Raw genomic sequence first — 22,953 nt, 5'->3', positions numbered from 1 at the left:
CAACCAGGGGATCGCGTTCCGCTTGCGCCGGCGGACAGTTCAGGACACGGGGCGCGAATCCGCCCAGGCGAGCTCGAACTCCTCGCGGTATGTCGGGAAGAGACCCGCTTCACCCACGTCGTCCGACTTGACCAGCTTGCTGCCGTTACGCAGCACCAGTACCGGCGACTCCATCCCCCGCGCGCCTCGCAGATAGGACTGCACCACGCCGATGCCGTCGGCGCCGTCGGCGTCCACCAGGTAGGCGGTGAAGCGCGGCGTCTCGTCGTAGACCTGGATCTCGAAGGCACCCGGGTCGCGCAGCCGGGCGCGGACCCGGCGCATGTGCAGGATGTTCATCTCGACGGACCGGCTCAGTTCACCCCGTTTCATCCCGAGTTCGCGCTCGCGGCGCTTGACCGAGCTGGAGGCGGGGTTGAGGAAGAGCAGCCGTACCCGGCAGCCGGTCTCGGCGAGCCGGACCAGACGGCGGCCGGAGAAGTTCTGCACGAGCAGGTTCAGGCCGATGCCGATGGCGTCGAGCCGGCGGGCGCCGCCGAACAGGTCCTCGGCGGGAAACTGGCGCATCAGCCGCACCCGGTCGGGGTGGACCGCGACGACATCCGCGTACCGGTCGCCGACCAGGTCCTCGACCGCGTCCACGGGCAGCCGGCGCGCCGAGGGGACGTCACCGCCCGCGCCGAGCGTCTCCAGCAGCCGCGCGGAGGCGCGCTCGGCCTGGCTCAGGACCGCCTCGGACAGCGCCCGGTTGCGGGAGACGACATTTCGGGTCACCTCCAGCTCGTCCAGGGCGAGTTCGAGGTCGCGGCGCTCGTCGAAGTACGGCTCGAAGCACGGCCAGTGCTGCACCATCAGTTCGCGCAGCTGGGGAAGGGTGAGGAAGCTGAGCACATTGTCGTCGGCCGGGTCGAGCAAGTAGCCCTTTCGACGGCTGACCTCACGGACGGCGACCGCGCGCTGCACCCATTCCTGCCCGGCCGGGCCGGCCGCGGCGACCACCCAGTCGTCCCCGTGGACGGGTTCGTAGATGGGCCGCAGTACTGCGGCCACGACCGCGCGCAGCCGCTGCTCGACGAGGTTCAGCCAGATGTAGGCCCGGCCGGCCCGCTGGGCGCGGGTGCGCACCTCGCGCCAGGCATCGGCGTCCCAGTCCAGCTCCGGCCCGATGGACCCCGCGTCCATCGGGCGGGCCAGGGACACCGCGCCGGGCGGGACGTCTGTGGAGTTCCCCTCGTGACCCTCGTCACCAGGGGGCAGCTCCAGGCCTCCCGAGCCCACCCGCGCACCGCCTTCCGATCCCCCGGGCCTTTCCCGTCTCAACGATCAAGGAAGGGTACTCCGCGAGGGGTGGGCGGTGCAGCCGGATGGACAGGTCGGTTTCCCGGTTGTTCTCGTCAACTGCGCGGTTCCCAATGACCGTTCTGCCATGCCAGGTCACCCGGAGTGAGCGGATTCATAGCGGTCACGTCCCGGGGGGCGATGGCGAAGCCCTGCCAGTGCACCGGCATGGGCTGCTGGTCCTCGTCCCGCGCGATGTGGTGAAAACCGACATTCATCCAGATCACCGGGTGGGTCAGGGTCTGTCCGCCGACCCATCGGTCGACGGATGCGGGGTGCCCGCGGTCGCACTTCGGGTTGTTGCTGGCGAACAGTTCGCAGGGGTTGTACTCGGTGACGTAGAGGTCGTGCCCGGTGAAGCCGCGGCCGGGGTATTTGGTGGTGGGTCCGGGGAGGATCTCGTACGAACGTGCGTGTTCGTCCTTGTTGTTGCCGGTCGCGCTGACCACCCGCCACCAGCGGTAGTCCTTCAGGTCGCCGGCGAGCTCCCTGCCCACCTCGGTGCGCGCGGTCTTCGTGGTGGGGCCCTGCTGTCCGCCGGTGCGCGGGCTGACTGTCGAGTCGTACTGCTCGACCTTCGTCTTCGACGAGCCGTCGAGGCCGAAGTCCAGCCGCCAGAAGACGTTGTGGCTGTGGCTGGTGGCATAGGCCCTGGCGCCCTTGCCGATGGGCCAGCCGCGTCCGTCGCCGGAGTCGTAGTCGTCCCAGGAGAGGCTGCCGGTCGCGCCGACGTTCATGGCGATCAGGCCGTCGTCCTGGAAGCGCCACTCGGTGATGTACTCGTACCAGCCGACCTGGTTGACGGTGTAGACGAGGAAGTCCTGGCCCTGGGCCTGGTGGACCTTGTCGGTGCCGAAGTCGCGCATGCGGTAGGCGTGGCCGCGGGCACGGGTGGTCGTGCACAGTCCCTTGACGTCGGGGTGCTGGGGGTCCACGGCGTCGGGGACCTGGACGGTCTTGATGGTGCCGCCGGGGCATTCGGCGGGCGACAGGTTCTGCAGCGACTGGGCGAAGTCCTCGTCCGTCAGGTCGCTGTACTCGTTCCTGCCGTCGTCGTAGGGGACATGGATCTGGGCGAGTCGGGCGCTGTTCAGGACCTTGATGGGCTTCGGTTCGCCCTTGGGCTGGTAGCTGATGTCCTCCAGGACGAGACCGGCCTTGCTGTCGTAGTGCCAGCACATGCGCCAGGTCGTGCCGCCGGAGAGCTTCTGCTCGATCCGATAGGCGGGGCTGCAGTCGGCGGCGGGCGCGGCGGCGGCCGTTGCCGGCCGGGCGGCGGCCGGTCCGGCGGCGGTCGTCGCGCCGGCGGCCAGCGCGGCCACGGTCAGACCGACGGCCACGGCTCCGCGGGCCCGGCGGATTCCGTACTCGGGCATGACGAAATGGCTCCCTGTCAGGAGATACAGGTCTGGGGAAACGTTCGGTCAGCCGCGGTCGAGGGCCGCGACCTTGCGCACACTCAGGTCGATCACCAGAGACCTGGTGTCGATCCACGGGCCATTCCTGACCTTGGTGAACAGCCGGACGCACCGGTGCAGACCGCACTGGCCGAGGACCGCCGGCCGGGCGCCGGGAGCGGCCCGGTAGATGCCGCCGCTCAGCAGCAGCTGGTCCGGGGAGGTGAGCTGCTTGCCGGTGGCGTCCCTGTAGTCCGCCTTCAGGCCCGCGCCGAGCGGGGAGGCGATCAGAAGCCGGGCTGCCTCGGTGTTCTCGTCCCGGCTCGGCGGCGGCTGGACGCCGCGCTGGGTGCCGGCCCGCTCGACCTTGCCGGTGTCCAGGTCGACGGTCCTGGTGACGAGGGTGTCGTTCCTGTAGTCGTAGAAGGCGATGTCGGCCCGTCGCGGCGCGTGCGGGTCGTCCGCCTCGCCGGGCTCGGGTTCGGCGAGGTCGACGCTCAGGCGCTGCGGTCCGCGGCCGCCGTCGACGTTCTCGCCCGTGGTCAGCAGCTGCTGGTTCAGGGCTGCCTTCCCGGCCCGCCGGATCTCGTCGTCGGTGAGCGGATCCCGGCCGGTGCCCCTGCCGCGCTCGGGGGGCGCCTGTTCGACGACCCCGGGCCGGACCGCGTCCGGGCCCTGCCCGGCCCGCGCACCGGCGCCTCGCGCGCCCGCCGGGGTGTCGGCCCCCGCCGTGCCCGGCAGGGTGATGGCGACCATCGCGGCGGTCCCCACCGTCGCGAGGGCCACTCCCGCCACTAACTTGCCCAGATGGCGATGCACTGTCTCACGCACATTGTCCCCCTGCTCCCCGCGGTGCTCCGGGAGTACGTGTTGCCCCACTGGTTCGGCACACGGCCGGTACGAGAGCCGCCGTGTGCGCCGGTCGGTGGGTAAGAGGGACGCAAGACACATGAAGTTCCGTCGATTCGGGGCGACTCGGGCGCAAACGCGGCCCCGGGGCGGCGGCACACCTGGGAGAGTCATAGCCATGCAGGTCTGGCCTGGACAGGCGTATCCGCTCGGCGCCACCTATGACGGCGCCGGAACCAACTTCGCGGTCTTCACGGAGGCCGCGGACCGAGTAGAGCTGTGTCTGCTGCACGACGACGGCTCGGAGACGGCGGTGGAACTCCGCGAGACCGACGCGTTCGTGCGGCACGCGTACGTGCCGGGCGTGATGCCGGGGCAGCGGTACGGGTTCCGGGTGCACGGCCCGTACGACCCCGGGCGCGGACTGCGCTGCAACTCCGCGAAGCTGCTGCTCGACCCGTACGCGAAGGCGGTCAGCGGGACGGTCCGGTGGGGCGAGGAGGTGTACGGCTACCACTTCGGCGCTCCGGACAGCCGCAACGACCTGGACTCGGCCCCGCACACCATGGCCTCGGTGGTGATCAACCCCTACTTCGACTGGGGCGACGACCGGCCACCGCGCACCGAGTACCACCACACGGTGATCTACGAGGCCCATGTCAAGGGCCTGAGCATGCGTCATCCCGGACTGCCGGAGGAGCTGCGCGGCACTTACGCGGCGCTGGCGCATCCGGCGCTGATCGAGCACCTGACCAAGCTCGGGGTGACGGCTCTGGAGCTGATGCCGGTCCACCAGTTCGTGCACGACCACCGGCTGGTCGACATGGGACTGAGCAACTACTGGGGCTACAACACCATCGGCTTCTTCGCCCCGCACAACGCGTACGCCTCCTGGGGCGACCGCGGCCAGCAGGTGCTGGAGTTCAAGTCGGCGGTCCGGGCGCTGCACGAGGCCGGGATCGAGGTCATCCTGGACGTCGTCTACAACCACACCGCCGAGGGCAACCATCTGGGCCCGACGCTGTCCTTCAAGGGCATCGACAACCGGCAGTACTACCGCCTCACCGAAGACCCCCGCTACTACATGGACACCACGGGCACCGGGAACTCGCTGCTCATGCGGTCCCCGCACGTGCTCCAGCTGATCATGGACTCGCTGCGGTACTGGGTCACCGAGATGCACGTCGACGGGTTCCGCTTCGACCTCGCGGCGACCCTGGCCCGGCAGTTCCACGAGGTGGACCGGCTGTCGTCGTTCTTCGACCTGGTGCAGCAGGACCCGGTGGTCTCGCAGGTGAAGCTGATCGCGGAGCCCTGGGACGTGGGTGAGGGCGGCTACCAGGTGGGCAACTTCCCGCCGCTGTGGACCGAGTGGAACGGCAAGTACCGGGACACCGTGCGGGACCTGTGGCGGGGCGAGCCGCGGGCGCTGGCGGAGTTCGCGTCCCGGCTGACCGGATCGTCCGATCTGTACCAGGACGACGGACGCCGGCCGCTGGCCTCCATCAATTTCGTGACCTGCCACGACGGCTTCACGCTGCACGACCTGGTCTCGTACAACGACAAGCACAACGCGGCCAACGGCGAGGACAACAGGGACGGCGAGAGCCACAACCGGTCCTGGAACTGCGGGGCGGAGGGCGAGACCGACGACCCGGACGTGCTCGCGCTGCGCGCCCGGCAGATGCGGAACTTCATCGCCACCCTGATGCTGTCCCAGGGCGTGTCGATGATCAGCCACGGCGACGAGTTCGCCCGCACCCAGCAGGGCAACAACAACGCCTACTGCCAGGACAGCGAACTGTCGTGGGTGCACTGGCCGGAGGAGCCGGAGAGCGACCTGCTGGAGTTCACGCGCGCGATGGTGTGGCTGCGCCGCGACCACCCGGCCTTCCGCAGGCGCCGTTTCTTCCACGGCCGCCCGGTGGAGGGCACCCACGACGAGCTGTCCGACATCGCCTGGTTCACTCCGGAGGGCGCGGAGATGACCCAGCGGGACTGGGACTCGGCGCGGGCGTCCGCGCTGTCAGTGTTCCTGAACGGCAACGCGATCTCCGAGCCCGGCCCGCGCGGGGAGCGCATCACCGACGACTCCTTCCTGCTGATGTTCAACGCCTCCCCGCAGCCGCTGGACTTCCTGGTGCCGGTCAACCACGGCAGGCAGTGGCAGGTCATCGTCGACACGGCCCGTCCGGACGGGGTGCCACCGGGATCCGGACCGAAGGTCGGCGCGGGCGACCGGCTCACCCTGCCCGACCGCAGCCTGACGGTGCTGCAGCGGCCGACGTAGCCGGGGTCCGCGCGCGGCGGCAGCCCCCGTCGGCGGGGCTGCCTGTCCGGTACGCGTGCGTGGAGGACGTTTTCGCCGCGTCGGCCGGAAGGGGCGAGTCGGCCGGAAGGGGCGAGCATGAGCCGTTCGGGGCGAGCATGGGTCCGTTCGGGGGCCGATGACACGAAAGGCGGCGGGCTGGGTACGTAGGTTTCCATGACTTCTGCGCGACTCGCACCGGAGGTGCCCACCGCCACCTACCGGCTGCAGCTCCAGCCCGCGTTCCCGTTCGCCGCCGCCGCGGCGGCCGTACCGTACCTGGCGTCGCTCGGCGTCTCGCATCTGCATCTGTCCCCCGTCCTGGAGGCCGTGCCCGGCTCGCTGCACGGCTACGACGTGGTGGACCACGCGCGCGTACGCGAGGAACTGGGCGGTGAGGAGGGTCTGCGGTCGCTGGCGCGGACCGCGCGGGAGCACGGTCTGGGCCTGGTGGCCGACATCGTGCCGAACCACATGGCCGTGGTGCCCCGGCACAACCACGCCCTGTGGGAGGTGCTGCGCGAGGGCCCCGACTCGCCGTACGCCCGGTGGTTCGACATCGACTGGGAGGCGCAGGACGGACGGCTGCTGCTGCCGGTGCTCGGCGGTCCGGTCGGCTCGCAGCTGGAGCACCTCGTGGTGGACGGCGACGTGCTGCGCTACCACGAGCACGCCTTCCCGCTGCGCGAGGGCACCCACGGCCTGCCGCTGCCGGAGCTGCTGGACGCCCAGTGGTACCGCCCGGTGTGGTGGCGGCTGGCCCGCACCGAGCTGAACTACCGGCGGTTCTTCAGCATCTCGGAGCTGATCGGGCTGCGCGTGGAGGACCCGGAGGTGTTCCAGGCCACCCACGCCAAGATCCTCCAGCTGCTGCACGAGGGCGTGCTCGACGGGCTGCGCGTCGACCACCCCGACGGGCTCGCCGACCCCGACGCCTACCTCGCGCGGCTGCACGAGGCGACCGGCGGGCGCTGGACCGTGGTCGAGAAGATCCTCGCCGAAGGCGAATGGCTGCCGGCGTCCTGGCCCGTCGCGGGCACCACCGGCTACGACGCCCTGCGCCAGGTCGACGGCCTGTTCACCGACCAGACGGGGGCGTACGAACTGCTGGGCCGCTACCGGGCGTTCGCGGCGCCGCAGACGGACCGGGGCGGCAACTGGGAGGCGACGGCACGGCGGGCCGCCTACAAGGTGCTCACGCACGAGCTGGCCACCGAGGCCGACCGGCTCACCCGGGTGGCCACCCGGCTGTGCGCGTCCTCGCCGGATCTCGGCCTGCGCGACCGGGCTCCCTGGGCGCTGCGCACGGCCGTGGAGGAGCTGCTGGTGCGGATGCGGGTGTACCGGCCGTACGCCTCCGGTGACGCGGCCGCCGTCGTCACCGAGGACGCCGCCGAGGAAGCCCGGCTCGCGTTCGTGGTGCCCGAGGAGGCGGAGGCCGTCGACATCGTGCGCCGGCTGCTGGTCGAGTCCCCCGGTGACCCGTCGGCGCCGGACCACGCCGACCGGGTGGAGTTCCGCACCCGGTTCGCGCAGACCGCGTCGGCGCTGCGCGCCAAGTCGGTGGAGGACACGGCGTTCTACCGCTATGTGCCGCTGCTGTCGGCGACCGAGGTGGGCGGCGATCCGGGCCGGCCGGGGGTGCCCCCGGAGGACTTCCACGCGTACTGCGCGCGCGTGCAGCGCGACTGGCCGGCCACCGGCACGGTGGTCTCCACGCACGACACCAAGCGCAGCGCCGACGTACGCGCGGCGCTGGCCGTGCTCACCGAGTGCCCCGGCCGGTGGGCGGAGCTGCTGGCCGAGGTGAACCGGCCCGAGGAGGGCGTGGGCGTCCCGGACGGCCAGCTGGCCTGGGCGGCCTGGCAGACGGTGTTCGGGCTGGGGCCCGCCGAGGAGGAGCGGGTGCAGCAGGCGCTGCTGAAGCACGTGCGCGAGGCGGGCATTTACACCAGCTGGACGGAGCAGGAGCCGCCGTACGAGGAGGCGGTGGCCTCGTTCGTCGCGGCCGGGCCGTGCGGGCCGCCGGGCGAGCGCGTGGCGGCCTTCCGCAAGGCGCTGGAGACGCACATCCGGGCCAATGTGCTCGGCACCGCCCTGGTCCATCTGACGATGCCCGGGGTGCCGGACGTGTACCAGGGCACGGAGGGCGAGTACCGGGCTCTGGTGGACCCGGACAACCGGCGTCCGGTGGCGTTCCCGCCCGAGGTGCCCGGCGAGAAGGACGCCCTGACGGCGGCGGCGCTGCGGCTGCGCGCCCGCCGTCCCGGCGCCTTCGGCGCGGCGGCCTCGTACGATCCGCTGACCGCCGAGGGCCCGGCGGCCGGGCACTGTGTGGCGTTCGCGCGCTCCGGCGAGGTGGTGACGGCGGTGACCCGGCTGTCGCTGCGGCTCGCGGAGGCGGGCGGCTGGCGGGAGACCCGGCTGGCACTGCCGCCCGGACGGTGGGCGGACGTGCTGGCCCCGGAGCGGGAGTTCACCGGCGACGCGCGCGTGGCGGACCTTTTCGACCGGTTGCCGGTGGCGTTGCTGGAGCGGGTCGCCGAGGGGTGAGCGGCAGGGCGGAACGCTGAGGAGCCTCAACGGACCGGAGGGGCTCCCGGGGCGGCCCAGGTGGCGCGCAGGAGGTCCGTGAAGGCCTCGGCGGCGCCGGTGGGCGGCACGCGCGCGTAGACGGTCAGGGGGCGCTTCCAGGCCGGGTCGGGGGTGAGGATCACACAGTCCTCGCCCACGGCCCCGCGCACGACGTCGGCGGACGCGGCGCACACGCCGACCCCGGCGGCGGCCATGCGTACGGCTGTCGAGGTGTGCTCGGTCCACACGGCGGTCCGCGGCCGGAACCCGGCCTTCCCGCACGCCCAGTCGAGGAAGCGCTCGCCGTGGACGACGGGTTCCAGCGCACAGCGGACCCAGGCGCGGTCGGCGAGCTCGGGCAGCGTCACCGTCGTACGACCCGCGAGCCGGTCGTCGAACGGGACCACCAGGACGAGCTCCTCCTCCCCGACCGGTACGACGGTGCCCGGCGGGTCGGCGGGCTCCGGGCCGAAGGCGAGGTCGGCGGTGCCGCGCAGGACGGCCTCCTCCAGCGCCTCGGCGGTGGCGTACTCGTGCAGCCGCAGCAGAACCCGGGGATGGTCCGTGCGCCAGCGGGCGAAGACATCGGGCAGGACGCCGACGGCGAGGGAGTGCAGGGTGGCGACGTGCAGTTCGCCGCCCTCGGCGCCGACGGTGGCGCGGGCCGCGCGGCGGGCCTGCGCGGCGCTGCGGACGGCGAGTTCGGCGTGCGGCAGGAAGGCCCGCCCCATCGGGGTGAGGCGCACACCGCGGGCCATGCGCTCCAGCAGGGCGCCGCCGACCGACTTCTCCAGGGCCTTGATCTGGTGCGAGAGCGCGGGCTGGGTGACGTGCAGGGCGTCCGCCGCGCGGGTGAAGGACGCCTCCTGGACGACCGTCACGAAGTACTCCATCTGCCGCAGGCTCAACTCCGCGCCCTCCCTCGCTCCTCATAAGCATCCTGCATGGCTTCCACAAGAACATTGCCTTGGACTCATGGCAAAGGGCAAGCGGAGGGTGGGGGCATGAGCACACGGGGCATGAGCACACAGGCCACGAACACAGCGGACGTCATCGTCATCGGCGGCGGCACGGGCGGTTACAGCACCGCCCTGCGCGCCGCCGCGCTGGGTCTTGACGTGGTCCTCGTCGAACGCGACAAGGTCGGCGGAACCTGTCTGCACCGGGGCTGCATCCCGAGCAAGGCAATGCTGCACGCCGCCGAACTGGTCGACGGCATCGCCGAGGCACGCGAGCGGTGGGGCGTGAAGGCCACGCTGGACTCGGTCGACTGGGCGGCGCTGGTGGCCACGCGGGACGACATCGTGGCGCGCAACCACAAGGGGGTCGAGGCGCATCTGGCGCACGCGGGCGTGCGGGTGGTGCGGGGCAGCGCACGGCTGACAGGGGCGCGCACGGTGCACGTGGAGGGCGTGCGCGCGGATTCCGCGCTGGGGACGCAGAGCATGTACGCGCCGGGCGCGCACGCCTCTGCCACACGCCCGCTCACCGATCCCGCGCCCGGCGTACAGCCGCAATCCGCGCCGGGCGTTCACGACTTCAGGGCGCGCCGGGGCATCGTGCTCGCGACCGGTTCGCGACCGCGCACGCTCCCGCAGCTCCAACCGGACGGGCGGCGGGTGGTGACCAGCGACGACGCGCTGTTCGCGCCGGGGCTGCCCGCGTCCGTGCTGGTGCTGGGCGGGGGCGCAATCGGTGTGGAGTACGCCTCCTTCCATCGGTCGATGGGCGCGAAGGTCACCCTGGTCGAGGCCGCGGACCGGATCGTTCCGCTGGAGGACGCCGATGTGAGCCGGCATCTGACGCGCGGGCTGAAGAAGCGCGGGATCGATGTGCAGGCCGGCGCGCGGCTGCTGGACGCGGAGGTGCTGGAGAACGGCGTACGCGCGCGCGTGCGCACCGGGCGGGGCGAGACACGCGCGGTGGAGGCGGAGCGGCTGCTGGTGGCCGTCGGCCGGGCGCCGGTCACCGAGGACCTGGACCTGGCCGCGGCCGGCCTCACGACGGACGAGCGGGGATTCGTCGTACCGGCGGACTGGAACCGGCTGGAGACGGCCGTGCCGGGGATCCATGTCGTCGGGGACCTGCTGCCGCCGCCCTCCCTGGGCCTCGCCCACGCCTCGTTCGCGGAGGGCATGCTGGTCGCCGAGACCCTGGCGGGCCTGCCGTCGGCCGCGGTGGACTATGCGGCCGTGCCCCGGGTGACGTACTCCTCGCCGCAGACCGCCTCGGTGGGGCTGAGCGAGACGGAGGCACGCGCGCGTGGGCGTGCGGTCGAGGTGAACACGATGCCGCTGACGGCGGTGGCCAAGGGCATGGTGCACGGCCAGGGCGGCATGGTGAAGGTCGTCGCCGAGGCCGGCGGGCCGGTGCTCGGCGTGCACCTGGTCGGCCCGAACGTGTCGGAGATGATCGCCGAGAGCCAGCTGGTCGTCGGCTGGGACGCCGAGCCCGCGGACGTGGCCCGGCATGTGCACGCGCATCCGACGCTGTCGGAGGCGGTGGGCGAGGTGTTCCTGACGCTCGCGGGACGCGGCCTGCACCAGCAGTGAACGCACGGCACGCACCGCGCCCGCCGCGCCCCCGGGATCCCGCCCGGGCGCCCCCGGGAGCCTCCCCCGCCGAATCCTTGACAGTTCACCCTTCTCGTGCGGGACTTGGAGGGCGAAGCCGGGCGGAACAAGTCGGGGGTGAGTCTTCTGCCGGAGCTGCGCTACCCCAGCGTTCCCGAACTGATCGCCTCCGCGAAGGCGTTGGCCGCTCAGGAACCTGGGCTGTGCTCGCTCAGGCGGGTGGGCGTCTCGCGCGCGGGAAGACCCCTGCACCTGCTGTCGGTGGGGCACGCCCGGCAGGCGGTGCTGGTGGTCGCCGGCGCCCACGCCAACGAGCCGACCGGGGGCTCCACCCTGCGGGTGCTGGCCGAACGCGTACTGGCCGAGCGGGAGTTGCGGACGAACACGTCCTGGCACTTCCTGCTGTGTGCGGATCCGGACGGCGCGAGCCTGCACGTGACGCCGGCGCCGCGCAGCCTGCTCGACTACCACCTCGGCTTCTACCGGCCGACGGGCGCCGAGCAGCCGGAGTGGTCGCCGTCCGTGCTGCCCCCGGACCGGCTGCCGCCCGAGACCCGGGCGCTGACCGGGGTGATCGACGAGCTGCGGCCCTACCTCCAGGTGACCCTGCACGGCACGGACCTGGGCGGCAGCTGGGTGCAGCTGACCAGGGACGTGCCGGGGCTCGCGGAGCCGTTCGCCAAGTCCGCGGCGCAGCTGCACATCCCGGTGGAGACGGGCGCCTCGGACGCCGCCGGCTGGCCGGCCTCCGGCCCCGGGGTGCATGTCATGCCCGGCCCGGAGACGGGCGTGGCCTATCCGAGCATGCCGGACGACGCCCGGCACAGCACCTGGTACCACGCGCACCGCTACGGCGGTCTGACGGCCGTGGTGGAGGTGCCGATGTGGGCGAGCGACCTGGTGGACGATCCGGCGCCGCACCCGGCTCCGGCGGCGGCGATGCGGCGCCTGGCGCAGCGGCTGCTGCGGGACTCGCTGGAGGTGGAGCGGATCCTCGCCGAGGCGCTGCCCCGCCTCGACGGCGCGGACGGCCCGCTGCTGCGGGCGGCGCGCTGGGGGCTGGAGCTGATCCCGGGTCTGGCCGAGGACTGGACCCACACCCCGCCGGCCGCCACGACGATGGCGTACGTCGGCAGTGTGGACGCCTTCGGGCGGCGGCTGCCGCTGCGCGCGGCGGCGATGCTGCTGCGGGTGCTGCGGGAGACGGACGACCTGGCGGCGCCGCGGCTGGAGCAGCTCGTCGCCGACTGGTGCGACGCCTTCGCGGCCCGTTTCCGGGCCCGCTGGGTGCCGTTGGAGCATCAGGTGGAGCACCAGTCCCGGACGGTGCTGGTGGCGGCGCAGCAGGCCCGGGAGCGGGCGGTGTGAGCCGGCTGGGCCCCCACCGCCCACCTGATCGGTGGTCAGCCGTCCAGGGCGAACACCGCGCCGGTCCGCGCCTTCATGACGCACGTGTTGGCATACGTCTGCCGGAAGTGGACCGGCCGGCCGTTCCAGCGGCCGCTCGCGTGGGCGGTCACCGGGGCGTAGATCATCGGGCAGAAGACTCTCTTGGGCGGGACGCGGCCGATGTCTCCGTCGGCGGCGGCGAGTTCGGCGCAGGCCTCGGCCGCGTGCCGTTGGCCCAGGGGCGGGTCGCACAACAGCAGGGTGCCCCGGGCGCCGCCCGGACTCGCCTCACCCTTGGTGACGGTGAGGTGGAGCCAGTTGCCGGGGAGGAGATCGCGGGACGCCGCGTGGGCCGGGCCCGCGGCGAGGAGCCCGGCGGCCGCCAGCAGGACGCCGCCCGCCGCTGTCGCTCTGGTGAAGTACGTCATGCCCCCTTGCATCGGCACGCCGGCGCGCGTTCCCCAGCCCGGCTCACCCGATCGGGACCCCACGCGCCCGTGCCGGGAGCATCCGTTCGAACGGGACCGGCCGGCGCCGCTCAGCTCGCGGCGAGCCGGAACGCCATCCTGCCGAAGGCGACCTGGTCGCCCTCGCTGACGACGACCGCGCCGATCACCCGGCGGCCGTTGACGGTGGTGCCGTTGGTGGAGCCGAGGTCCCTGAGGACCCACACGCCGCCCTGCCGGCTGAGCTCGGCGTGCACGCGGGAGACGGTGTCGTGGTTCAGGCGCAGCCCGTTGGCCGGGTCGCGGCCGATGCGCAGCGGATGGGTGCGCGCCGGGTGCGGCAGCAGCAGCTTGGGCAACCGCTCGGCCTGCCAGGCCCGGCGCAGCCGTACGGTGAACCCGGAGACGGCCTCGACGGTGCCGAGGACCGCGCGGGAGAAGCGGTTCTCCCGGGGCAGGTCGGCGACGAGGGCGGCCAGTTCGTCGGCGCGGCGGGCGGCCAGCGCCAGCTCCATGCGGCGCACGAACGTGTCGTGCGAGAGCCGGCCCATGGCGACGCCGTCACGCAGCACCTGCAGCGCCTTGTCGCGCTCCGCGTCGGACAGCCGCGCGGGGTACGTGGAGAACTCGAAGGACGACGTCACGCAGGTGATTGTCGGGCAGTGAACCCCGGGTGTCCAGAAGACGGGGAATCGACGCCGATCTGCGGGTACTTCCGCGACACCCACCGGGAAAGGACGGATTCGAAGGCGGATTGATCGTCCCGGCGGGCACGATGGGAGCGCGGGACATCACGGTGAGCAGGCGAGACATCACAGACGAAGGGGAACCGTCCGTGCAGTTCGAGGTGTGGGCACCGCAGGCAGACCGAGTGACGCTCCATTGCGAGGGCGGCACGCGCGCGTTGGCGCGCGATACCGAGCGAGCGGGCTGGTGGACGGGGGAGGCGGAGGCCGGGGACGGCGCCCGGTACGGCTTCGCGCTGGACGACGGCCCCGTCCGGCCCGACCCGCGCTCACGCCGCCAGCCGGACGGACCCGACGGGCTGAGCGCGGTCGTGGACCACGGGCGCCACGCGTGGCGCACCGAGTGGGCGGGGCGGGGCCTGCCGGGTGCCGTGCTGTACGAGATGCACGTGGGCACGTACACCGCGGAGGGCACCCTGGACGCGGCGGCGGCCCGGCTGGAGCACCTGGTGGAACTGGGCGTCACCCACGTGCAGTTGCTGCCGGTGTGTCCGTTCCCCGGCCGGCACGGCTGGGGCTACGAGGGGGTGTCGCCGTGGGCGGTGCACGAGCCGTACGGCGGCCCGGAGGCGCTGAAACGATTCGTGGACCGGGCGCACGAACTCGGTCTGGGTGTCGTGCTGGACGTCGTGCACAACCACTTGGGGCCGTCGGGCAACTATCTGCCGCTCTTCGGGCCGTACTTCACCGACGCCCACCACACGCCATGGGGCTCGGCGGTGAACCTGGACGGGCCCGGCTCGGACGAGGTGCGCGCGTTCTTCGTCGGCAGCGCGCTGGCGTGGCTGCGGGACTACCGGATCGACGGGCTGCGGCTGGACGCGGTGCACGCGCTGTACGACACGCGCGCGTGCCACTTCCTGGAGGAGCTGTCGACGGCCGTGGACGCTCTGGCCGAGGAGCTCGGCCGGCCGCTGTTCCTGATCGCCGAGTCGGACCTGAACGACCCGCGGGTCATCACCCCGCGCGCGGAGCACGGCCTCGGGCTGCACGCCCAGTGGAACGACGACTTCCACCACGCGCTGCACACCGCGCTGACCGGTGAGTCGCAGGGCTACTACGCGGACTTCGCGCAAGGACCGTTCGCCGCGCTGGCCAAGACGCTCACCGGTGGCTACTTCCACGACGGCACGTACTCCGCCTTCCGCGGCCGGCACCACGGCCGGCCGCTGGACCGCGCGCGGGTGGCCGGGCACCGGCTGCTCGGCTACAGCCAGACACACGACCAGGTCGGCAACCGCGCCCAGGGCGACCGGCTGTCCGCCCGTCTCTCCCCCGGTCTGCTGGCCTGCGCGGCGACGCTGACGCTGACCTCGCCGTTCACGCCGATGCTGTTCATGGGCGAGGAGTGGGCGGCGGGCACGCCGTGGCAGTTCTTCACCGACCACACCGATCCGGAGCTGGCCGAGGCGGTACGGCGGGGCCGGCGGCGGGAGTTCGCGGCGCACGGCTGGGCCGAGGAGGACGTACCGGACCCGCAGGACCCGGCGACCCGCGAGCGGTCCTGCCTGGACTGGTCGGAACCGGAACGCGAGCCCCACGCGCGCGTGCTCGCCTGGTACCGCCGGCTGATCGCCCTGCGGCACGAGCAGCCGGACCTCACCGACCCGGACCTGGCCGACACGAAGGTGGCGTACGACGAGGACGCCCGCTGGCTGGCCTTCCGGCGCGGTGACGTACGGGTGGTGGTGAACCTTGGCAAGGCCCCGGCGGCGATCCCGCTGGGCACCCGCCCCGCGGTGGTCCTGGCGGCCTGGGAGCCGGTGGAGCTTCCGGGCCCGGACGGGGTGCTCCAGGTGCCCGGGGAGTCGTGCGTGGTGCTGGCGCAGCCCTGAGCGGGTCTGCGCCCGGTCTGCGACTCCCGCCGCGCGGGCGCCCCCGTTGTGCGCCCCGCGGCGGGCCGGAGCCGGTGCGCTACGGCTCCGGCCCGTCCTCCTTGAAGTCCGACAACCGCTCCAGGAGGATCGGCTCCCACGCGCGCCGCAGCTGCGTCCGCAGCAGCGCCGGGGAACCGCCCGCGCGGCCTTCCAGGTGGCCGGCGAGGTGGATGACGGCGTCGCAGCGGGCGAGCCACAGGCCGCGCAGGCAGGGGCGGGTGCCGTAGCCGGCGAGGGTGGCGGCGCGGACGGCGGCCGGGGAGCCGACGGCGAGGGCCAGGCCGGCGATGTCCTCGGCGGGGTCGCCCAGGGCCGCCCGGGTCCAGTCCAGGATGCCGCGCACCCGCCCGTCGGCGCTGACCACCACGTGCTCGCCGGTCAGACCGTGGTGGGTGAGGACGGCGGTGCCGGGCTGCGCGGCGAGCTGGGCCGCGCCGGGCGGGGTCAGCTGGTGCATCCGGGCGGCGTCGAACTCGTCGGCGGCGGCGAGCCGTTCGGCCGCGTGCACGGCCATGCGGCGCAGCGCCTCCAGGGAGCGCGGGGCGGTGCGCGGCACGCCGAGCGCCTCGGCCTGCCGCGCGGGCACCGCGCGCAGCCCGGTGAGCAGCCCGGCGAGGTCGGCCTCGCCGACAGCGGAGACGTCGTGCTCGTCGGCGGTGCCGCCGGGCACCTTGGTGTCCAGGGTGTAGGCGAGGCCGGGCGCCCAGTCGCCGTGCGCGACGCTGGTGGGGACGGCGACGGGCAGGTGCGGCCGGAGCAGGTCGCGCAGGCGTAGTTCCCGGCGGCGCCCTACCGAGGCCTCGCGGTCGGGGGCGAGGCGGAGCACATGGCGGGTGCCGACCCACCAGGTGTACGCACGGCCCTCCGTCACGGGCCGCACATCGGGGCCCGCGGTGTCGTCGCCGCCCTCCTTGAGCAGCGAACGGACCAGTCTGCGGACGGTGTCCGCGGTGGGTGTCGGTGCCTGGGTCATGGGTCGCGCGTCGCCGTTCCTGAATGTCCGTCGCGGGTGTGTCTGCGGAGTAGCTCAGTGCTCTCTCAGTCCACCATGACCAGGTCGTGCGTGGTGTTGTTGAGGCGGCGGCCGCCGCCCTCCGTCACCGTGACGATGTCCTCGATGCGCACCCCGAAGCGGCCGGGCAGGTAGATGCCGGGCTCGACGGAGAAGCACATCCCGGGCACGAGGGGCTGTTCCTCGCCCTCGATCATGTACGGCGGCTCGTGCGTGGTGACGCCGATGCCGTGCCCGGTGCGGTGGATGAAGTACTCGCCGTATCCGGCGTCGGTGATCACCGCGCGGGCGGCGCGGTCGACGTCCTGGCACGCCGCCCCGGGCCGTACGGCCTGGTAGCCCGCCTCCTGGGCCTCGCGCACGATGTCGTGCACCCGGCGCTGCTCCTCGGTGGGCTCGCCCACATGGACCGTACGGGTGGTGTCGGAGCCGTAGCCGTCCTTCAGGCCGCCGAAGTCCAGGACGACCATGTCGCCGCGCCGGATGACGCGGTCGCCGACCTCGTGGTGCGGGTTGGCACCGTTGGGGCCGGAGCCGACGATGGTGAAGTCGACCTGCTCGTGGCCGAAGCGGCGCAGCAGGCCGGCGAGATCGTGGCCGACGTCGGACTCGCGGCGGCCGGCGAAGGGAACTTTGCGGATCTCCTCGAACGTTGCATCGGCAGCCGCTCCGGCGGCGGCGAGGAGTTCCAGTTCCGCGGCGTCCTTGACGGCGCGCAGCATGGGGAGGGCGTCGGTGAGAGAGGCGTAGGAGGTGTCCGGCAGGGCCCGCTGGAGGCCCAGCAGGTGCATGGCCCAGGTGTTGTCGCTGATGCCGAACCGGCCGTGGCCGTCGAGGAGGGCGGCGGTGACGGCGTAGGGGTCCTTGCCGTCGGTCCAGTCGCGCAGGGTGAGCGCGGACGCGCCGGTCGCGTGCTCGGCGTCGGGGGCCTCCAGGGTCGGCACCACGAGCACGGGCTCCCGGCCAGGGGTGAGGACCAGCACGGTGAGCCGTTCGGTGACGGCGGTGGGCGTGTAGCCGGTGAGCCAGACCATGTCGGGTCCCGGTGCCACGAGCAGCCCCGCGAGGCCGGCGTCGGCCGCGGAGCGCGCGGCACGCTCCATGCGGGCCCTGTAGTCGGCGGCGGTGAAGAGCGCGGGCGTACTACCGGTCATCCGGGCCTCCGGGCGGGTGGGGATACGGGCGACGGCGTCTCGGGCAGCATCCTGCCCGGCCGGACAGGGTCACGCGAGCCGATCGCCGGTGCTCCCCGCAGGGCGCGGTCGGCTCGGAAGGGACTCGGCATGGGGCCATCATGGCGCGCGGGGCGCACGGTGACCAGCGGGTTTCCCGGGGTGACCGAGAGGTCGTGGGCCGGTGGCCGCGCCGGCCCGCCGAAGTGTCCTGAGACGGGCCCGCGCCGGCCCGCTCAGGTCGCCATGCCCGGTACGACCGTCAACTGCTGGCAGACCCCGCCGCTGTGACGCACGGTGAGGAGCACCTGCTTCCCGGGGCGGGCCTGGGCGACGGCCCGGGCGAGGTCGGCGGCGGTGTCCACGCGCGCGGAGCCGAACCGCAGCAGCACGTCCCCGCGGACCAGGCCGGCCGCGTAGCCGGGGCCCGGCACATGCACGCCCACGACCAGCGCGCCCGCCTTCTCGGCGTCGACGACCTCCACGCCCAGGGTCGCCCCGGTCGCGGCGGCAGGGGCGGGGCTCGGGGTGGCGCCGGGGGCGGCGGGGACGGTGGACATGCCCCTGGCCGGGGGTGCGCTCGGCGGGGCCTGGCGTTGCAGCTCGGCGAGCCTGCTCATGCCGATCACCGTGGCGCCGACGGTGCCCATGCCGACGCCGGACAGCACCAGCAGGGTGCCGGCGCACAGGACGAACAGCAGGGTCCGCAGCCGCCGTCCGCGCCGTGGCACGGCGTGCGGGCGGTGGGGCGGGCCGGTGGTGCCGCCCTCCCGTGGGTCCTGACCGGGCATCGGCTTGGGACGCAACGCAGTCTGTTCCATGGTTCGCTCGCCTCCGGCTGGTGCTCTACCCGGGACGCCGGGCCGCGACGTGACACGAACGAGTGAGAATGGCCGGAGCGTGGCGGAGGGTAGCCATGGCCTGAAGAGGCGGCGCCAGGGGAGCGCCCGGACCACCACGCCCTCCGCGCGAGGCGGTGATCACACCGTTCCCACCAGCCTCCGCACCACCTCCTGCGCCGCTGCCCCGGGACTCCCGCCGTGGACGAGTTCCGTGCGGTGGACGACCCGGGGCGCGGTGAGCGGGACGGCGACCGCGTCGGGTACGGCGGTGACGGCCGACCGGGGCAGCAGGACGAGGCCGTGTCCCGCGGCCGCGAGGGCGGTGAGGGCGCGCAGATCGGTGCCCTCGTAGCGCAGGGCGGAGCGGAACGCGCGGCCGCCGGTCGCGGCGCGCAGCTGGTCGAGCGGGAGGGCGGCGTCCGGCGCGTCGAGCCAGCGGGCGTCGGCGAGGTCGTCGAGGCGCAGGCCGGCCCGCGCGGCGAGGGGGTGGCGGGCGGGCAGCAGGACGCTCACGGGTTCCTCGGCGAGGCCGTGCGTGGTCAGCGGCGCCACGTCCGGCAGGCGCAGCGGGTCGCTGGGTGCGGCGAGCCCGTCGACGAGGCCGAGATCGGCGGTGCCGATGGCGACGGCGGCCGGGATCTCCTCGCGGGTGAGGACACGCAGGGTGACGCCGGCCGGCGGGAGGGCGGCGAGGACACCGGCACCGAGCGCGGTCGGGGTGGTGACGAGGGTCAGGCCCCGCTGGGGTGCGGCGGCCATACGGAGGATGTCGGCGCGGGCCGCGTCCAGCCGCAGCAGCAGCGGGGCCGCGTGCTCCAGCAGCCGCTCGCCGGCCGCGGTGGGCGCGACCGGCCGCCGGGTCAGCAGGGATGCGCCCAGGTCCTGTTCGAGCGCGGCGATGTGCTGGGAGACCGCGGACTGGGTGTAGCCCAGCTCGCGGGCGGCCTCCGAGAAGGAGGCGAGGCGGGCCACGGTGACGTAGGTGCGCAGCAGATGCGGGTCCATACGGCCCAGGATCCCATCACCATCAGCTGCGCTTATCGACAGTGCAGGAATCATCGTTGGACGTGAACTGACGCCGGCCCGGAGGATGGCGGCCATGACGAACAACGCAACCGTCGCCCTGGTCGGCGACCGCTCGCCGCATGTCCTGTCGCACACGCGCGTGCCGCTTCTGCTGGAGACCCTGGCCGAACGCGACCGGCTGGTCCTGGACGCGTACTGGATCTCCTCCGAGGACGCCGCGGCCGAGGACGCGGTCCGCGGCTTCGACGCCGTGTGGGTGCTGCCGGGCAGCCCGTACCGCAGCGAGGCCGGTGTCCTCGCGGCCGTGCGCACGGCGCGCGAGGAGGGCATTCCGTTCCTGGGCACGTGCGGCGGCTTCCAGCACACGCTGCTGGAGTTCGCCCGCGATGTGTGCGGACTGACCGAGGTGGCGCACGCCGAGAACGACCCGGACGCCGCCGACCCGCTCATCGAGCCGCTGGCCTGCTCGCTGGTCGGCCATGAGGCGGCGGTGACGATCGAGCCGGGCTCGCTGGCGGAGTCCGTGATCGGCTCGCGGCGCACGGTCGAGCGGTACTTCTGCGCCTACGGCCCCTCCCGCCACCTCGACACGCTCCGCGCCCACGGACTGCGGTTCTCCGGGCACGACGAGGACGGTCAGGTGCGGGTCGTCGAACTGCCCGGCCACCCCTTCTTCCTGGCGTCCCTGTTCCAGCCGGAGCTGTCCGGCGACGGCTCGCGCCCGCACCCGATGATCCGGGCCCTGGCGCGAGCCGCGGTCGGCCACGCGGTGTCCGGGCTCGCCCGGCCGGCGTGACCCGCTCCACGAGAAGGTCCGCCGAGGCCGAACTGCGCGGGGCGGCCCGCACGGCGCTGGACAGGGCCGCCGGGGAGCCGGCCGAGCGGTTCGGCGAGTCCGGCTGACGAGTGGCTCGGTCAGCCGGCGAGCGGCGCGGTCAGCCGACGAGCTGGACGGGCGGCGCCGGGGCCCGGTCGGGCAGGAAGCCGTGTGCGCGGCGCCCCAGCCACTCGGCCCTGTAGCGGTCCACGTTCCGGTGCCAGTTCAGGATGCCGGCCATCCAGTTCTGCAGGTCGAGGACATAGCCCTCCATGGCGGCCCGGCCCGCCTCCGAGAGCTGGAAGTCGTCGTGGAGCGCGGGCAGTTCGTGCTCCACGACCTGCTCGAACTGCTGCATGCGCTGGGTCGTCAGATCGTGTACGACCCGGAGGGCGGTCGGGTGGTCGACGCCGAAGAAGTTCTGCACCACCAGGACGGAGTTGTGGATCTCGCCCTCGAACTCGATCTCCTTCTGGTACGAGAAGATGTCGTTGACCAGACAGGCGTAGTCGATGGCGGCGTTCTCCAGGGAGCGGACCGGGCCGCTGCGGTACACCTCCGGCGGGACGGCGGGGCCGTGACCCATGCGGCACAGGCTCAGGGTGAGGTCGGAGCCGAAGGTGGCGCGCCGCATCTCCAGGTAGTCGACCGGGTCGGGGATGCGGTTCTGCAGCTTGTTGGACAGCTCCCACACCCAGCTCTCGGTCATCGTGTCCACGGTGGCCTTCAGGGTGCGCCGCTGGTCGGCGGTCATGCCGGCCGTCGTCCGCGCCCACAGGTCGGTCAGCCCCCGCTCCATCGCGTCGGCCGGGACCAGGGCCGGCTCGCCCTCGACGGGCATGCACCGCGACAGCCGGGCCGTGGTCAGCCGGGCGGCGGCGAGGTTCCGGCGGTGGCCGTGGACCAGCGGGTAGTAGTCGTCACCGTAGGTTCCCCAGGCGAGCCACTGGGCGCTGAGGTCGAGCGCCTCGGGCGTGGCGTCCGGGTCCAGGCCGGCGGAGCACAGCGCGAGGTCGTAGGCGGCGAGTTTGTCCTCGTCCCAGACGCCCTCCTCCAGGATGCCCATGCGGTGCGACCAGTCCACGAGGTTGCGGCGCGCGGCGTCGAGATGGGGGCTCAGTCCGAGCCGGTAGGGCATGTGGAACTCGGGCAGTACGGACGGGCCGACCTTCTGGTACGGCAGGTGGGTGTAGGCGCGCAGGCGTTCCTGCGCGGCAGCGGCGAGGAGTGCGCCGACGTCGGCGGCCGAGACGCCGGGGCCGCTCGGCAGCTGCCAGGGCGAGCCGGGCCGCGCCCCCTTGTTCATGTAGCGGCCGGAGCGCATGTGCCATTCGTGGCCGCCGGACTGCCAGTCCTGCAGTCCCTTGGTGTACGCGGCGACCGCGGCGACCTGGTCCGGGGTGAGCCCCTTCTCCAGCGCCACGACGGGGACTTCGGTGAGCGCGGTGTGCTCGAACTGGTGCAGGCGTGAGGTGAGGATGTCGTTGACGGTCTCGGCGGCCTCCTGGGTCGTACAGCCGAAGAAGGTCTCCAGCACCAGCACGCCGTTGCTGTTCTCGCCCTCGTCCTCGACCTCTCGCTGGTAGGAGAACAGGTCGTTGCGCAGGTGGACGGCGTCGGAGAACGTCTCCATGAGGACCCGCAGCGGCCGGGTGCCGGCGACGGCGGCGGGCACCTCGGCGGTCGCGTACTCCACGAGCCCGGCCGACCAGGGGGCGCCGCCCACCTTGCGGCGCATCTCGATGTACTCGACGGGGTTGGCGATCCGCCCCTCGTTGATGTTCGACAGCTCCCACATCGACTCGTTGAGCAGATGCTCGGTGGCCACGGAGAAGCGGCGGCGCCAGGCCACGGACATCGACGGCACCGTGCGCGCCCACAGGTCCTTCAGCCCCGCCTCGACGGGATTCTCCGGTTCCGGCACGGGGGTCGCCGGGTCGAGCGGCATGAACAGCGGCAGGCGGTCGAGGTGGGCCTTTCCTGCGGCGCGGTCGGGGGTGCGCTTGTACATGTCGAGGAAGTGGTCGTCGAAGAAGAACACCCACACGTACCAGTCGGTGATCAGCGAGAGAGCCGGGCCGTCGCAGTCGGGGTGGGTGTAGGCGCACAGGAGTCCGTAGTCGTGCGCCTCCAGGTCGGCCTGCTCCCAGATCCCGGAGCCTTCCAGCATGCCCGTCTCGCGCGCCCACTCGGTCGAGTGGGCGCGGGCCTCGTCGAGGTGCGGGTTGAGCCGCGCGGGATACGGCATGTAGAAGTGCGGGAGTTGGAACGGCTGCGTCATGGCCGGGGCCCTACCCGCGGTCTCCGACGCCCATCCGCCGTGCGGGACATGATCACACCATCGCGTGAACCGCCCCTGAATCGGGGAACTCCCGCCGCCTGCCTCGGGCGTTCACGACCGGGGCGGCAGAAGTTCCGCGGCGCTTCCGAGTCGGCCGTTGGGAGGGCTGGTCGAGGGTGGCGGTCTGGTGGGCGAGGAGGACCGGGTCGTGCAGCGCCGTCACCAGGACGCTGGTGACCAACCGGATCCTCCGGGTCGCGCCGGCCATCGCGAAGAGCAGGACCAGCGGCGCCGGGCTCACCCCGA

Annotated in this window: 18 protein-coding genes; 6 read left to right on the top strand and 12 right to left on the bottom strand. The window is 73.2% G+C overall.

The features are described from left to right. Positions 1–39 precede the first annotated feature (39 nt). The 3 genes from ACZ5NH_RS26785 to ACZ5NH_RS26775 all read right to left on the bottom strand — a co-directional run bounded on the left by ACZ5NH_RS26785 (position 40) and on the right by ACZ5NH_RS26775 (position 3,566). Positions 40–1,278 carry an SAV2148 family HEPN domain-containing protein gene (locus ACZ5NH_RS26785; protein ID WP_451553193.1) on the bottom strand — a complete coding sequence of 413 codons (1,239 nt, stop codon included), beginning with the start codon at positions 1,276–1,278 and terminating at the stop codon, positions 40–42. 116 nt (positions 1,279–1,394) lie between these two features. After that, positions 1,395–2,714 (bottom strand): copper amine oxidase, encoded by a 1,320-nt coding sequence (locus tag ACZ5NH_RS26780; RefSeq protein ID WP_468778709.1) that lies wholly within the window; start codon positions 2,712–2,714, stop codon positions 1,395–1,397. Positions 2,715–2,762: 48 nt separating this feature from the next. Continuing rightward, positions 2,763–3,566 carry a Tat pathway signal sequence domain protein gene (locus tag ACZ5NH_RS26775; RefSeq protein ID WP_468778708.1) on the bottom strand — a complete coding sequence of 268 codons (804 nt, stop codon included), beginning with the start codon at positions 3,564–3,566 and terminating at the stop codon, positions 2,763–2,765. A 196-nt stretch (positions 3,567–3,762) separates the two neighbouring features. Here ACZ5NH_RS26775 and glgX point away from each other — a divergent pair, with 196 nt between their 5' ends. Both glgX and treY read left to right on the top strand, forming a co-directional pair. Continuing rightward, entirely contained in the window at positions 3,763–5,874 is a 2,112-nt protein-coding gene (gene glgX, locus ACZ5NH_RS26770) for a glycogen debranching protein GlgX (RefSeq protein WP_468778706.1), read from the top strand. A 195-nt stretch (positions 5,875–6,069) separates the two neighbouring features. Further along, complete coding sequence (gene treY, locus ACZ5NH_RS26765; RefSeq protein WP_468778704.1) at positions 6,070–8,445, top strand: malto-oligosyltrehalose synthase; 2,376 nt, start codon at positions 6,070–6,072, stop codon at positions 8,443–8,445. A 26-nt stretch (positions 8,446–8,471) separates the two neighbouring features. On the opposite strand, the gene ACZ5NH_RS26760 is transcribed toward treY, so the two are convergent. Beyond that, a complete protein-coding gene (locus ACZ5NH_RS26760; protein WP_468778702.1) occupies positions 8,472–9,374 on the bottom strand; it encodes a LysR family transcriptional regulator in 903 nt (300 codons plus the stop codon). A gap of 96 nt (positions 9,375–9,470) precedes the next feature. Between ACZ5NH_RS26760 and lpdA the strand changes: the two genes are divergently transcribed. Beyond that, entirely contained in the window at positions 9,471–11,018 is a 1,548-nt protein-coding gene (gene lpdA / locus ACZ5NH_RS26755; protein ID WP_468778700.1) for a dihydrolipoyl dehydrogenase, read from the top strand. 138 nt (positions 11,019–11,156) lie between these two features. Beyond that, a complete protein-coding gene (locus tag ACZ5NH_RS26750; RefSeq protein WP_468778698.1) occupies positions 11,157–12,407 on the top strand; it encodes a M14 family zinc carboxypeptidase in 1,251 nt (416 codons plus the stop codon). Between the two features lie 35 nt (positions 12,408–12,442). Here the strand turns inward: ACZ5NH_RS26750 and ACZ5NH_RS26745 are convergent, their stop codons facing one another. Together ACZ5NH_RS26745 and ACZ5NH_RS26740 are read right to left on the bottom strand one after the other, a co-directional pair. Further along, positions 12,443–12,856: an SSI family serine proteinase inhibitor gene (locus tag ACZ5NH_RS26745; RefSeq protein WP_468778696.1), complete on the bottom strand. Its 414-nt coding sequence runs from the start codon at positions 12,854–12,856 to the stop codon at positions 12,443–12,445. 110 nt (positions 12,857–12,966) lie between these two features. Beyond that, positions 12,967–13,518 carry an FHA domain-containing protein gene (locus ACZ5NH_RS26740; protein WP_451557700.1) on the bottom strand — a complete coding sequence of 184 codons (552 nt, stop codon included), beginning with the start codon at positions 13,516–13,518 and terminating at the stop codon, positions 12,967–12,969. Between the two features lie 191 nt (positions 13,519–13,709). On the opposite strand from ACZ5NH_RS26740, the gene treZ reads away from it, so the two are divergent. Beyond that, a complete protein-coding gene (gene treZ / locus ACZ5NH_RS26735) occupies positions 13,710–15,455 on the top strand; it encodes a malto-oligosyltrehalose trehalohydrolase (RefSeq protein WP_468778694.1) in 1,746 nt (581 codons plus the stop codon). A gap of 79 nt (positions 15,456–15,534) precedes the next feature. On the opposite strand, the gene ACZ5NH_RS26730 is transcribed toward treZ, so the two are convergent. The 4 genes from ACZ5NH_RS26730 to ACZ5NH_RS26715 form a co-directional block, all read right to left on the bottom strand. Then, positions 15,535–16,470, bottom strand: coding sequence for a phosphotransferase family protein (locus tag ACZ5NH_RS26730; RefSeq protein WP_468778693.1), 936 nt, complete (start codon positions 16,468–16,470; stop codon positions 15,535–15,537). A gap of 65 nt (positions 16,471–16,535) precedes the next feature. Beyond that, complete coding sequence (locus tag ACZ5NH_RS26725) at positions 16,536–17,663, bottom strand: aminopeptidase P family protein (protein ID WP_468778691.1); 1,128 nt, start codon at positions 17,661–17,663, stop codon at positions 16,536–16,538. A 254-nt stretch (positions 17,664–17,917) separates the two neighbouring features. Next, the gene (locus tag ACZ5NH_RS26720; protein ID WP_468778689.1) at positions 17,918–18,502 is read right to left on the bottom strand and encodes a PDZ domain-containing protein; all 585 of its coding nucleotides are present in this window, start codon (positions 18,500–18,502) and stop codon (positions 17,918–17,920) included. A gap of 159 nt (positions 18,503–18,661) precedes the next feature. After that, on the bottom strand, positions 18,662–19,528 hold the full coding sequence (locus tag ACZ5NH_RS26715) for a LysR family transcriptional regulator (RefSeq protein WP_468778688.1): 867 nt from the start codon (positions 19,526–19,528) through the stop codon (positions 18,662–18,664). Between the two features lie 94 nt (positions 19,529–19,622). On the opposite strand from ACZ5NH_RS26715, the gene ACZ5NH_RS26710 reads away from it, so the two are divergent. Beyond that, a complete protein-coding gene (locus ACZ5NH_RS26710; RefSeq protein WP_468778686.1) occupies positions 19,623–20,345 on the top strand; it encodes a CTP synthase C-terminal region-related (seleno)protein in 723 nt (240 codons plus the stop codon). 139 nt (positions 20,346–20,484) lie between these two features. Here the strand turns inward: ACZ5NH_RS26710 and cyc2 are convergent, their stop codons facing one another. Both cyc2 and ACZ5NH_RS26700 read right to left on the bottom strand, forming a co-directional pair. Continuing rightward, a complete protein-coding gene (gene cyc2 / locus ACZ5NH_RS26705; protein ID WP_468778685.1) occupies positions 20,485–22,647 on the bottom strand; it encodes a germacradienol/geosmin synthase Cyc2 in 2,163 nt (720 codons plus the stop codon). 52 nt (positions 22,648–22,699) lie between these two features. Beyond that, complete coding sequence (locus ACZ5NH_RS26700; protein ID WP_468778683.1) at positions 22,700–22,948, bottom strand: LLM class flavin-dependent oxidoreductase; 249 nt, start codon at positions 22,946–22,948, stop codon at positions 22,700–22,702. Positions 22,949–22,953 lie beyond the last annotated feature (5 nt).

Source organism: Streptomyces sp. NPDC031426 (assembly GCF_055581585.1).
Note: the sequence above shows the minus strand (reverse complement) of the source record. Positions and strands in the feature narration are given on the sequence as shown.